Annotated in this window: 13 protein-coding genes and 3 pseudogenes; 7 read left to right on the top strand and 9 right to left on the bottom strand. The window is 73.9% G+C overall.

What is annotated here, in order from left to right:
* Both EAO71_RS05065 and EAO71_RS05070 read right to left on the bottom strand, forming a co-directional pair.
* Positions 1 to 375, bottom strand: a 375-nt coding sequence (locus tag EAO71_RS05065; RefSeq protein ID WP_315986586.1) for a thiolase family protein, incomplete at its 3' end; no start/stop codon positions are given.
* Between the two features lie 70 nt (positions 376 to 445).
* Positions 446 to 1,588, bottom strand: a complete 1,143-nt coding sequence (locus EAO71_RS05070) for an acyl-CoA dehydrogenase family protein (RefSeq protein ID WP_147976660.1) — start codon at positions 1,586 to 1,588, stop codon at positions 446 to 448.
* 11 nt (positions 1,589 to 1,599) lie between these two features.
* Between EAO71_RS05070 and EAO71_RS39900 the strand changes: the two are divergent.
* Positions 1,600 to 1,857, top strand: a pseudogene (locus EAO71_RS39900) (hypothetical protein); the annotation flags it as partial.
* Between the two features lie 47 nt (positions 1,858 to 1,904).
* Positions 1,905 to 1,988, top strand: a pseudogene (locus EAO71_RS39905) (hypothetical protein); the annotation flags it as partial.
* Here the strand turns inward: EAO71_RS39905 and EAO71_RS05090 are convergent.
* Positions 1,955 to 2,992: pseudogene (locus EAO71_RS05090) on the bottom strand (CaiB/BaiF CoA transferase family protein); the annotation flags it as partial. The pseudogenes EAO71_RS39905 and EAO71_RS05090 sit on opposite strands and share 34 nt — an antisense overlap.
* A gap of 179 nt (positions 2,993 to 3,171) precedes the next feature.
* Here EAO71_RS05090 and EAO71_RS05095 point away from each other — a divergent pair.
* Positions 3,172 to 4,377: a saccharopine dehydrogenase family protein gene (locus EAO71_RS05095; protein WP_147976556.1), complete on the top strand. Its 1,206-nt coding sequence runs from the start codon at positions 3,172 to 3,174 to the stop codon at positions 4,375 to 4,377.
* Positions 4,378 to 4,611: 234 nt separating this feature from the next.
* Here the strand turns inward: EAO71_RS05095 and EAO71_RS05100 are convergent, their stop codons facing one another.
* Positions 4,612 to 5,109 (bottom strand): YfbM family protein, encoded by a 498-nt coding sequence (locus tag EAO71_RS05100; RefSeq protein WP_222723542.1) that lies wholly within the window; start codon positions 5,107 to 5,109, stop codon positions 4,612 to 4,614.
* 140 nt (positions 5,110 to 5,249) lie between these two features.
* Between EAO71_RS05100 and EAO71_RS05105 the strand changes: the two genes are divergently transcribed.
* Positions 5,250 to 5,624: a PadR family transcriptional regulator gene (locus EAO71_RS05105; protein WP_147976557.1), complete on the top strand. Its 375-nt coding sequence runs from the start codon at positions 5,250 to 5,252 to the stop codon at positions 5,622 to 5,624.
* Complete coding sequence (locus EAO71_RS05110; RefSeq protein WP_147976558.1) at positions 5,621 to 6,211, top strand: HAAS signaling domain-containing protein; 591 nt, start codon at positions 5,621 to 5,623, stop codon at positions 6,209 to 6,211. The genes EAO71_RS05105 and EAO71_RS05110 overlap by 4 nt, the downstream gene beginning before the upstream one ends.
* 25 nt (positions 6,212 to 6,236) lie before the next feature.
* Here the strand turns inward: EAO71_RS05110 and EAO71_RS05115 are convergent, their stop codons facing one another.
* The 4 genes from EAO71_RS05115 to EAO71_RS05125 are packed head-to-tail and all read right to left on the bottom strand — an operon-like array spanning position 6,237 to position 8,366.
* Positions 6,237 to 6,620 (bottom strand): VOC family protein, encoded by a 384-nt coding sequence (locus EAO71_RS05115; RefSeq protein WP_147976559.1) that lies wholly within the window; start codon positions 6,618 to 6,620, stop codon positions 6,237 to 6,239.
* Entirely contained in the window at positions 6,617 to 6,757 is a 141-nt protein-coding gene (gene mmpA, locus EAO71_RS37490; protein ID WP_187282563.1) for a morphogenic membrane protein MmpA, read from the bottom strand. The genes EAO71_RS05115 and mmpA overlap by 4 nt, the downstream gene beginning before the upstream one ends.
* Positions 6,754 to 7,671, bottom strand: coding sequence for a hypothetical protein (locus tag EAO71_RS05120; protein WP_147976560.1), 918 nt, complete (start codon positions 7,669 to 7,671; stop codon positions 6,754 to 6,756). Before EAO71_RS05120 ends, mmpA begins: the two co-directional genes overlap by 4 nt.
* Entirely contained in the window at positions 7,668 to 8,366 is a 699-nt protein-coding gene (locus EAO71_RS05125; protein WP_147976561.1) for an endonuclease V, read from the bottom strand. The genes EAO71_RS05120 and EAO71_RS05125 overlap by 4 nt, the downstream gene beginning before the upstream one ends.
* Positions 8,367 to 8,478: 112 nt before the next feature.
* On the opposite strand from EAO71_RS05125, the gene EAO71_RS05130 reads away from it, so the two are divergent.
* Positions 8,479 to 8,778, top strand: coding sequence for a YciI family protein (locus tag EAO71_RS05130; RefSeq protein ID WP_147976562.1), 300 nt, complete (start codon positions 8,479 to 8,481; stop codon positions 8,776 to 8,778).
* Positions 8,779 to 8,897: 119 nt separating this feature from the next.
* Here EAO71_RS05130 and EAO71_RS05135 read toward each other — a convergent pair whose 3' ends face one another.
* Positions 8,898 to 9,980, bottom strand: a complete 1,083-nt coding sequence (locus EAO71_RS05135; RefSeq protein WP_261992007.1) for a WD40/YVTN/BNR-like repeat-containing protein — start codon at positions 9,978 to 9,980, stop codon at positions 8,898 to 8,900.
* Positions 9,981 to 10,162: 182 nt separating this feature from the next.
* Between EAO71_RS05135 and ssgD the strand changes: the two genes are divergently transcribed.
* A complete protein-coding gene (gene ssgD / locus EAO71_RS05140; RefSeq protein ID WP_147976563.1) occupies positions 10,163 to 10,579 on the top strand; it encodes a spore wall synthesis regulator SsgD in 417 nt (138 codons plus the stop codon).
* The last annotated feature ends 7 nt before the right edge of the window (positions 10,580 to 10,586 follow it).

A 10,586-nucleotide genomic window follows, 5' to 3' on the forward strand; every position in this document is an offset into this window, starting at 1 on the left:
CCGCGACATCGACTCGACACCGCCGGCCAGGACCAGGTCCTCCCAGCCCGAGCGGACCTTCATCGCGGCCATGTTGACGGCTTCGAGGCCGGAGGCACAGAAGCGGTTCTCCTGGACGCCGGCGACGGTGTCGGGCAGTCCGGCGGCGATGGCGGCGATCCGGGCGATGTCGGAGCCCTGGTCGCCGACCGGGCCGACCACACCCAGGACGATGTCGTCGACGGCGGCCGGGTCCAGGGTCGGGAAGCGGCGGCGGATCTCGTGGATGAGCCCGACGACCAGGTCGATGGGCTTGGTGCCGTGCAGGGCGCCGTTGGCCTTGCCGCGCCCGCGCGGGGTGCGGATCGCGTCGTACACGTACGCTTCGGTGCTCACGGGAAGCCTTTCGGGAAGAACGGGAGGTGCGTGAGGGTGGGTGATCGGGAGGGTGCCGGGGCCGGGTCCGTCAGCCGAGCAGGGACCGGCCGATGATCTCCTTCATGATCTCGGTCGTGCCGCCGTAGATCGTCTGGATGCGGCCGTCGGTGAACGCGCGCGCCACCGGGAACTCGGCCATGTAGCCGTAACCGCCGTGCAGTTGCAGGCAGCGGTCGGCGACCCGCTTCTGCAGTTCGGTCGCCCACCACTTGGCCATCGAGGCGTGGACGGCGTCGAGCCGGCCTTCGGCGTGGTCGGTGATGCACCGGTCGAGGAAGGTGCGGGTGACGGCGCACTCGGTGGCCATCTCCGCGATCTCGAAACGGACGTGCTGGAGGCGGGAGAGCGGCCGGCCGAAGGCCTCGCGCTCCTTGACGTAGGTCGTCGTGATCTCCAGGAGGTGCTCGGCGGCGGCGATGCCGGCCACCGCGATGGCCATCCGCTCCTGGGCGAGGTTGGTCATCAGGTGGACGAAGGCGCCGTCGAGCTCGCCGAGCAGGTTCTCCTTGGGGACGCGGACGTCGTGGAAGAACAGTTCGGCGGTGTCCTGGGACTTCTGGCCGATCTTGTCGAGGTTCCGGCCGCGCTCGAAGCCCTCCATGCCCCGCTCGACGACGAGCAGCGAGAGCCCGTGCGCGCCGCCCTCGGGGGTCGTCTTCGCGACGACGATCACCAGGTCGGCGAGGATGCCGTTGGAGATGAAGGTCTTGGAGCCGTTGAGGACCCAGTGGTCGCCCCGGTCCTCGGCGGAGGTGCGGATGCCCTGGAGGTCGGAGCCCGCGCCCGGCTCCGTCATCGCGATGGCGGTGATCAGCTCGCCCGAGCAGAACCCCGGCAGCCAGCGCCGCTTCTGCTCCTCGGTGGCCAGCGAGGTGAGGTAGGGGCCGATGATGTCGTTGTGCAGCCCGAGCGCGATGCCGGGGGCACCGGCCCGGGTGAACTCCTCGGCGAGGACGGCGCTGTAGCGGAAGTCGGCGTTCCCGCCGCCGCCGTACTCCTCCGCCACGGCGAGGCCGAGCAGGCCCTGCCGGCCGGCGGCGCGCCACGCGTCGCGCGAGACGATCCCGTCCTTCTCCCACTGCTCGTAGTGCGGCAGCACCTCCTTGGCGAGGAAGGTGCGGACGGTCTCGCGGAACGCGTCGTGGTCGGCGGTGTAGAGCTGACGCTTCATGCCTGCGGCTCCTGCGGTGCGTCGGGTCGGGTGGTCAGGGTGGGCACGGCCCAGTCGCGGGCGACCTCGCCGGTGTCGGCGCCGGGCAGCGCCGGGCCTTCGCGCACGGTGCCGGGTGTGGCCGAGAACCGGGGGGCGGGTGGGGGAGGGGTTTCGTCCTGGCGCTCTCGCGCCGCTGGCCCGAACCGGAGGCGGCCTACCGCCGCTGGCACCGCGGGCGGGCGGGAAACGACTTCGGTCTGGGCGCGGCGCAGTTCGTCCAGGTCGGGTGCGCGTGGTCGAGCTCGCAGGGATCGGCCCGGGACCGTTCGCCGCCATGCTCCTCGCCGACCTCGGCGCCGACGTCGTCCGCGTCGACCGCCCGGGCGGTCCCGGGCTCGGCATCGATCCCGCCCACGACCTCACCAACCGCAACAAGCGCTCTGTCCTCGTCGACCTCAAGGCCGAGGGCGGCGCCTCGCGCATCGAGAGGACGGGCGCCACGCAGGCGTCGGTCCCGGCGAAGACCGCCGTCCACTCCTCGCGGGTGCGGGTGCGGAAGCGGGCGGCCACGGCGGCGCGCAGTTCGTCCCACCGGCCGAGGTCCTTGCGGGCGGGGGCGACGTCCTCGATGCCGAGCAGCCGCGCGAACTCGTCGTAGAAGGGCTGCTCGAGCGCGCCGACGGCCATGTGGCGGCCGTCGGCGGTCTCGTAGACGCCGTAGAAGGGACAGCCTCCGTCGAGCAGGTTGACGCCACGGCGGTCCTGCCAGCCGCCGGCGGCCAGCATGCCGTGGATCATGGTGGCGAGGTGGGCGGCCCCGTCCACGATCGCCGCGTCGACGACCTGGCCCTCGCCGTGCTCGCCGGCGTGCCGGAGCGCGGCGAGCACGCCGACCACGAGGTAGAGCGAGCCTCCCGCGTAGTCGCCGACGAGGTTGGCGGGCACGGTGGGCGGGCCGTCCGGGTCGGGGCCGATCATGCCGAGGGTGCCCGTGACGGCGAGGTAGGCGATGTCGTGGCCGGCGGTCGACGCCAGCGGTCCGTCCTGGCCCCAGCCGGTCATCCGGCCGTAGACCAGTCGCGGATTGCGGGCGAGGCAGGCGTCGGGCCCGACTCCGAGGCGCTCCGCGACGCCGGGCCGGTAGCCCTCGATGAGGATGTCGGCCCGTGCCACCAGGTCGAGCACGGTCGCGGCGCCGCCCTCGGCCTTGAGGTCGACGAGGACAGAGCGCTTGTTGCGGTTGGTGAGGTCGTGGGCGGGATCGATGCCGAGCCCGGGACCGCCCGGGCGGTCGACGCGGACGACGTCGGCGCCGAGGTCGGCGAGGAGCATGGCGGCGAACGGTCCCGGGCCGATCCCTGCGAGCTCGACCACGCGCACCCCGGAGAGCGGGCCGTTCCGGGCGTTCCGCGTCCCTGCCATGAAGCCCCCAGCGCTATGTGACACCAATGATGTAACACCGGTGATGCTAGGAACGTGTTCCACTCCGCACAAGACCCCGGGCCGAGCAAGCGCTTGGAAATTGTGCTTCGGCCGAGTTCCGCTAGGCTCCGCCGACGACAAGCGCCCGGACGGTGGCGCGGGTGAAGGCGAGGGGCTGGATGGAGACAGGGGCCGGCACGGGGCGGGACGACGCGGCACGGCCGTACGACCTGGTGCTCTTCGGGGCGACCGGGTTCGTGGGCGAGCTCACCGCGGAGTATCTGGCCGAGCACGCTCCGGCCGGGTGCCGCTGGGCACTCGCCGGGCGCAGTCGCGCGAAACTGGAGGCCCTGCGCGAACGGCTCGCGGCCGGCCGCCCGCACTGTGCGGAGCTGCCGCTCGTGGTCGCGGACTCGGCCGATCCGGAGGCGCTGCGCGCGCTCGCCGAGTCCGCCCGGGTGGTGGCGACCACGGTCGGCCCGTACGTCTGGTACGGCGAGGGCCTGGTGGCGGCGTGCGCGGAGGCGGGCACCGACTACGTGGACCTGACGGGCGAGACCGAGTTCATCGACCTGACGTACGTGCGGCACGACGCGCGGGCCCGGGAGACCGGGGCCCGCCTGGTGCACGCCTGCGGCTTCGACTCGGTGCCGCACGACCTCGGGGTGTACTACACCGTCGGACAGCTCCCGGAGGGCGTGCCGCTGCGGATCGACGGATTCGTCCGGGCCGGCGCCGTCTTCTCGGGCGGCACCTTCGCCTCCGCGCTGACGGCGATGGGGCGGGGGCGCGAGATCCTGCGGGCCGCGCACGAACGGCGGCTGCACGAGCCCCGGCTGGTGGGCCGGCGGGCCCACGCGCCACTGGCGGGGCCTCGGTTCAGCCGGGAGACGGGCACCTGGGCGCTGCCCCTGCCCACCCTCGACCCGCAGATCATCGCCCGCTCGGCGGCGGCGCTGGAGCGCTACGGCCCGGACTTCCGCTACCGGCACTACGCGTCGGTCAAGACCCTGCCGATGGCGCTGGGCGGCGCCGCGGCCGTGGGCACGGGCCTGCTCGCGGCCCAACTTCCGCCGTTGCGACGCTGGATGATGGACCGTTACGAGCCGGGCCAGGGGCCCAGCGCCGAACGGCGGGCGCGGAGCTGGTTCTCGGTGCGCTTCGTGGGCGAGGGCGGCGGCAGGCGGGTCTTCACCGAGGTCTCGGGCGGTGACCCGGGCTACGACGAGACGGCGAAGATGCTGGCCGAGTCCGCGCTCTGCCTCGCCTTCGACACCCTGCCGAAGACGTCCGGGCAGGTCACGACGGCCGTCGCGATGGGCGACGCGCTGCTCGACCGCCTGCGGGTGGCGGGCATCCGCTTCCGGGTGGCCGACGCGCGCTAGGAGTTGTCCGCGAAGTAGCGCCGGTGGGCCTCGCGGCGTCCGGCGCCGTGCGCCACAAGACCGAGGGGCGTCCGCGTACCAGAGGTACGCGGACGCCCCGACGTCGCGGCGTGGCGCCTCCCGTGGCCGGACGAAGGGCCACGGGGGGGGTGCGCGCCGGGCGACGCGGGCCACGGGGGGCTTCCCGGAAGGGGCCCTGGCCCGACGTTCGACGCTCGGCCCGCCCCTGGTGGATCAGTCGATCCAGATCAGCATCGCGTGCCCCGTGGACGCGGCGCCCCCGAAGAACTCCGTCAGGGGGGTGAACAGGTCGTCGGCCCACTCCAGCGAGGTGGGCGTGTCCCAGATCTGCGGGTAGATCTCGGCCTCGGTGAGTTCGGAGGGGTCGACTCCCCGGACGAGTTGTCCGTATGTCGTCCGGTGCAGGGTGTCGGCGGCCAGCTGTACCCGCTCCGGGGTCAGGTACTGCGGCGGTCCGTAGCCCCAGTGATCGGTGGTGAGCGGTTCCTCCCCGTGGACGATGTCGACGGGAAAAGCCGCGCGCTGCAGGAGGAACCCGAGCAGGTGCCATGTCTGGTGCGTGGTGAAGTGCCGCGCTTCTGCCGGCGCCGGCTCGCCCTCCTCCTGCGCGTCCTGAACCTCCTCGACGAGTTCCCACGCCCACTCGGGATCCTTCAGGGCGCGGTCCAGTTCCGCGGGCGTGACGCGCAGGTACTCCCCGTTCATGCTCATGGGCGGCAGCTTACGGAGCGGGTCCGACAGCGGCGGAGGAGTCCTCCCGGACGCGACGTGGGGGACGACCTCCGCCAGGCCCCGGCGACCCCAGCGCCCCTCCTTCCCATGGGCTTGCCCGACCAGGTATCTTGCATCGCATGGAACCAGGCGATTCGACCAAGCAGGCCCGGGCGGCCGCCCAGCTGCGCAAGGGGGTGCTGGAGTACTGCGTGCTCGCCCTGATGCGGGACCGCCCCCGCTACGGCGTGGAACTCCTCCACGCCCTGGAGGAGTCCGGTGCCCTGGCCACCGGCCAGGGCACGGTCTACCCGCTGCTCTCCCGGCTCCGCCGCGACGACCTGGTCACCACCACCTGGCAGGAGTCCGCCTCCGGACCACCCCGTCGCTACTACGCGCTCACCGACAGCGGCCGGGCCGCGCTCGACGAGTTCACCCGCGTCTGGCCCGCCTTCCGCGACGCCGTCGACACCTTCCTGACCACCCCGCACCCCTCTGCCGGAGACCCCTCATGAAGACCCCTGCCGACCCCGTACGCGACTACCTGGCCGCCGTCGAGCGCGAGGCGTCCGCGCTGCCCGCCGACCGTCGCCACGAGCTCCTGGCCGACCTCGCCGAACACATCGAGGTGACGCGCGCCGACCACCCGGGGACCGCGACCGGCGAGGTCCTGGCGGCGCTGGGCGACCCCCGGACGATCGCGGCCACGGCGCTGGCCGAGGCGGGGAACGGGGACACCGCGGCCCCGGCCCCGGGCGGTGCATCCGCCCGGCGCGGCAAGGTGCACCCCCTGGTCCCGCTCCTGATGCTCACCCTCTCGCTGCCGTTCATGGTGGTCTTCCCCGACCATCCCGGCCCGCTGATCGGCGTCCTGTTCCGCGTCACCGGCGCGGTGCTGCTCTGCACCTCGGTGCACTGGACCGCCGTCCGGAAGACCACCGGCGTCCTGCTCGCCGCCGTCCTGCCCACCGCCGTCATCGCCACCTGGAACCTGTCCGGCGGCGGCCCGGCGGGCGACGCCCCGGCCCTCTGGGCCAACCTGTCGATGCTCGCCCTGCTGGCCGGCACGGCGGCATGGCTCTGGCGGGTCCGCCGCCCCTGAGACACCGCGGAAGGGGCCGGGGGCCTCAGTGGGCCGCGTGGCGCACGAGGCAGAACGGGTGGCCGGCCGGGTCCGCGTAGGTACGCCAGGCCCGGTCGACTCCCCCGTCGTCGAGCTGCCACGCCCCGAGGGCGAGAACCGCGTCGTGCGCCCGGTCCAGGTCGTCGACCTGCACGTCGAGGTGGAACTGCTGCTCGGGCGCACCCCAGACGGGCGGGCGGTGGTCGGCCACGCCCTGGAAGGCGAGCACCGGCGCGCCGGCGGCGTCGTGCAGGGTGGCCCAGCCGTCTCCGAGGGCCCAGGGGGTGCCGCTGCGGTTGATCTCGCCGCCGAGCAACCGCTGGTAGAACTCGGCCAGTTCCAGCACGTCGGGGCAGTCGAGCACGACGCACTGCAGGGTGCCGATCACGCGGCCGCCACCACCCAGGTGAAGACGACGTAGAGCATGGCGCAGACCCAGGCCAGGGAGACGAGCCCGACTACGGCGAGGATCGCGGTCAGGCCGAGCTCGACCGGACGCAGTGGGGCGGGAACGGGGGTTGTCATGTCTCCCACTGTGCCGCCCAAGATCGAAGCCCGGTATCCGTACTCGTACTCAGGTCGTCCACGATCCGTTGCCACTCGTGCTCACCTCCGGGCAACGGCCAGGCCCAGGTGGGCCGGTTACCCGTGCGCAGCTCCTCCAGGCGGCGGGCGAGGGCGGCGCCCGCCGTCTCGGCGCCGTCGGGGACCCGGGACCCGTGCCGTGCCATGAGGGCGCGGTGGCGGGCGAGTTCGCCCTCGTACGCCTCCGCGGCCTCGGCCTCTCCCCGGGCGCGCTCGTCGTGGGGCGTCGTCCGCCGGAGCACGAGCACCGACGGCTCGACGTCCTCGGCGACGGCCGCGGCGAGCCGGGCGTGCCCGTCCAGGAGGACGTAGCAGTCGAGGCCGCTCACCCACCACAGCAGGAGCGGAGGCAGGATCCCGGCGCGGGCCTGGGAGCGGTACGCCTTGACCCGGGCGTCGTCGGCCGCGGGCAGCGGCCGCAGGGGGAACAGCTCCCAGTCGGTGCTGTGGAGGAACCAGTCGACGTATCCGTCCGGATCACCGCCGACGACGCGCTCGCCCCAGTAGTCGGCCGGGCCGGCGTCGTGCCTGTTCCAGTGCCGCTCCATGACGGTCGTGAGCACCCAACGGCCGTCGTGCAGCGGCCCGTCCGGGTCGGCGGCGAGCAGCCGTGCCACTTTGTGGAGCCAGCGCTCGGGCCGGTCGGCGTACGCCCGCGCCTCGGCGGCGCGCAGGGGTGGCAGCAGTGGGCGGGGCACGGCCGTGCGGTAGAAGTCGACCCCCTGGTCGTACGGGTCCGCGACCGCGAACAGGAGCGGGGTGCCGCCCTGTTCCAGGATCAGACGCCGGCCGGCGGTCCGGAGTCGGAGTCCGGGGCGCGGCCGGTCCGCGACGTCGAGGACCAGTTCGGTCACGGGGCGGCCCCGAGGGCGTCCCGGAGCGCGCGGCGGCACAGGGAGTCGGCGCGCCGGGTCGTTTCGGGGATGCGGTAGCGCGGGGCGAGGAGCAGCGTGTGCGCGCACGCCGCCTCCAGGGACACCCGGTGCCCCACGGAGACGAAGACGGGCTTGACCCCCGCCTGGGTGCGCAGGGCGCGCCCCACCTCCTCGCCGTCGGCGAGGAGCGGGCTGGTGTCTCCGCGGTCGGGGCCCGGCGGGTCGTAGGCGAAGGTGAACGGGTTCTTCGCTACGCCGATCGAGGGCAGCCCGGTCAGGACGCCGAGGTGGCTCGCCAGTCCGAAGCGGCGCGGATGGGCCAGCCCGTACCCGTCGCAGACGAGGAGGCCGGGGTCGGCGGAGAGCGAGTCGAGCGCGGCGCGGACGGTCGGGATCTCCCGGAAGGCGAGCAGGCCGGGAACGTACGGGAAGGAGACCCGGCCGACCGCCGTGGCCTCCTCCACCACCTCCAGCGTGGCCGCGTCGAGCACCACGGCGGCGGCCGCGACGAGGTCCCGCTCGTCGTCGTAGGCGACGTCGAGCCCCGTGACGTGCCCGGTGCCGGGCACGGGCCCCGCCTCGTCGAGCACGAGCCGCGCGCGCAGCTCCCGCTGAAGGTTCCGGGCGGCGGGCTCGTCGGCGGGCCAGCCCGCGGGGATGTCGATGATGGTCATGGTGACGGCCACCCTACGACCCGCGCCGGGGACGGCGGGCGGGAGTCTTCCGCCCGGGCGGGAGCGGCCCTCGGGCCGGAAGGCGTTCCCCGGCCCCGGTAGCCTGGCGATCATGTTCGTACTGGAATTGACCTACACCGCGCCCGTCGAGCGGGTCGACGCACTGCTGGACGCGCACGTCGAGTGGCTCGACGCGCAGTACGCCGCGGGCGTGTTCGTCGCCTCCGGGCGGAAGAACCCGCGCGACGGGGGCGTCATCCTGGCCGCCGGGGTCGACCGCGGGACGATCGAGAAGATCGCCGCGGCCGACCCGTTCGCCGTCGAAGGGGTGTGCGCGTACCGGATCACGGAGTTCTACGCCACGAAGACGGCGACGGAACTCGCCTCGTACCGGGAGCAGTTGCCTTCCTAGACCCGGCTTGGCCCACCGGCAGGACGCCCTGACCCACCTCGGGCGACACCCCGGGGCTTGTTGCGGAAGCGGCGCCGTCCGCCCGGAGGGCAGGGCAGGCGGGACTTCCGCAACCCGCCCTAGCGGCGCGCCAGCCGGGCGATCCTGCCCTTCTCGCCGGAGGCCCAGCAGGCGCCGTCGCGGGTGCAGTCGACGGTGTCGTACGAGCCGGTGTCGACCGTGCGCCAGGTGCGGCCTCCGTCCGTCGTCAGGTCCGTGCCCGTGGGACCGACGGCGAGCGCGGCCGACCTGGTGCGGGGGAGCCAGGCGACGCCGGAGCGGTACGCGGGCGGGGGTGCGGCGGCCTGCCGCCAGGTGCGGCCGGCGTTCCCGGTGACCGCCGCGGCCTGCGGGGAGGGCTGGTCCTTGCGGTAGTCGCCGCCGACCGCGAGGCCGTGCGCGCGGTCGCGGAAGGCGAGCGCGAAGACGCCCCGCGCGGGGTCTCCCGCCGGGATCGTCGACTCGGCGGCGGTCCAGGTGAGGCCGCGGTCGGCGGAGTGCAGGACCCGGGCGGTGGCCCCGCCGCCGGTCGCCAGCCAGACGTCCCTCGGTCCCGAGGAGACCAGGCACTGGCCGCTCGCGGCGAAGCCCGCCTCGCCGGCCTGCGCGGGCGGCATCCCCTTGTCCGGCAGCACCTGCCACGACCGGCCGCCGTCGCGGGTGGACAGGATGCGGTACTTCCCGTCGACCGGGTCGCTCATGGCGAGGCCGTGCCGGTGGTCGAAGAAGGTCATGCAGTCGTAGAAGGCACGCGGGTCGGTGTTGCGGAAGGACTCGGTCCAGGTGGCGCCGCCGTCCTCGGTGCGCAGGACCCGGGACGCCTCGCCCTCGCCGATCGCCAGGACCACCGCGCGCCGGCCGTCGAAGGCCTCGACGTCGCGGAACTCCAGCTCGCCGGCGCCCGGGGGCGACACGTCCCGCCAGGTGCGGCCCGCGTCGGCGGTGCGCAGCACGGTGCCCTTCGATCCCGCGGCCCAGGCGGTGTCGCGGTCGACCGCCGCGAGGCCGCGGAAGCGTGCGTCCGTACCCGTGGTCGTGAGCTGCCAGCCGGCCGCGGCCGTGGGGGTCTCCCCGGCCCGCGCGGGCGCTGCCAGAGTCAGCGCGAGCGCCGCCCCGATCAGTCCCACCGACATCATTCGTCTCGTCTTCCCCTTGGACGTCATGGCGCCGGAAGCTAGCCGACCGCGCGGACCCCGTCCAGGGTGCCTGGCGCGCCACACCTGCCTCCCGGGGCCGGTGACACAGCTCACGTACCCGCGGAGTGCACGTTCCGGTTCGATCGTTCGTCTTCCCTGATGTCAGGGAAGACGACAGGAACCCGTAGCCGCGAGACAGGAGCTGGCACTTGTCCACCGTCATAGAGCAGGCCGTCCAGGCCCGACTGGTCGCCTCCGCCCCGCGGATGGAGACCGTCCCCGCCACGCTCCGGTACGACCGCGGCGACCCGTACGCGGTGAGCATGGCGTTCCCGCCGCCCGCGACGCTGGAGGGAGTCGAGGTCTCYTGGGCCTTCTCCCGCGAGTTGCTGGCGCAGGGCGTGGACGGGCCGGCCGGAGTCGGGGACGTGCGCGTGCGCCCGTACGGCTACGACCGCACCGTCGTCGAGTTCCACGCCTCCGAGGGGGTCGCCGTGGTGCACATCCGGACGGAGGAGCTGCGGCGTTTCCTGGAGCGCTCGCAGCATCTGGTCCCCGCCGGCCGGGAGCACCACTACCTGGACTGGGACCAGGACCTGGCCCAGCTCCTGGACGACTACACGTGACGGGCAC

The sequence above is a fragment of the Streptomyces sp. MS191 genome (genome assembly GCF_008042125.1).
Taxonomy (GTDB): Bacteria; Actinomycetota; Actinomycetes; order Streptomycetales; family Streptomycetaceae; genus Streptomyces.

Bases quoted from the DNA above. Each gene is read 5' to 3' on its own strand.
- EAO71_RS05070 (WP_147976660.1), bottom strand. From the start codon at position 1,588: ATGAAGCGTCAGCTCTACACCGCCGACCACGACGCGTTCCGCGAGACC.
- EAO71_RS05095 (WP_147976556.1), top strand. From the start codon at position 3,172: ATGGAGACAGGGGCCGGCACGGGGCGGGACGACGCGGCACGGCCGTAC.
- EAO71_RS05100 (WP_222723542.1), bottom strand. From the start codon at position 5,109: ATGAGCATGAACGGGGAGTACCTGCGCGTCACGCCCGCGGAACTGGAC.
- EAO71_RS05105 (WP_147976557.1), top strand. From the start codon at position 5,250: ATGGAACCAGGCGATTCGACCAAGCAGGCCCGGGCGGCCGCCCAGCTG.
- EAO71_RS05110 (WP_147976558.1), top strand. From the start codon at position 5,621: ATGAAGACCCCTGCCGACCCCGTACGCGACTACCTGGCCGCCGTCGAG.
- mmpA (WP_187282563.1), bottom strand. From the start codon at position 6,757: ATGACAACCCCCGTTCCCGCCCCACTGCGTCCGGTCGAGCTCGGCCTG.
- EAO71_RS05125 (WP_147976561.1), bottom strand. From the start codon at position 8,366: ATGACCATCATCGACATCCCCGCGGGCTGGCCCGCCGACGAGCCCGCC.
- EAO71_RS05130 (WP_147976562.1), top strand. From the start codon at position 8,479: ATGTTCGTACTGGAATTGACCTACACCGCGCCCGTCGAGCGGGTCGAC.
- EAO71_RS05135 (WP_261992007.1), bottom strand. From the start codon at position 9,980: ATGACGTCCAAGGGGAAGACGAGACGAATGATGTCGGTGGGACTGATC.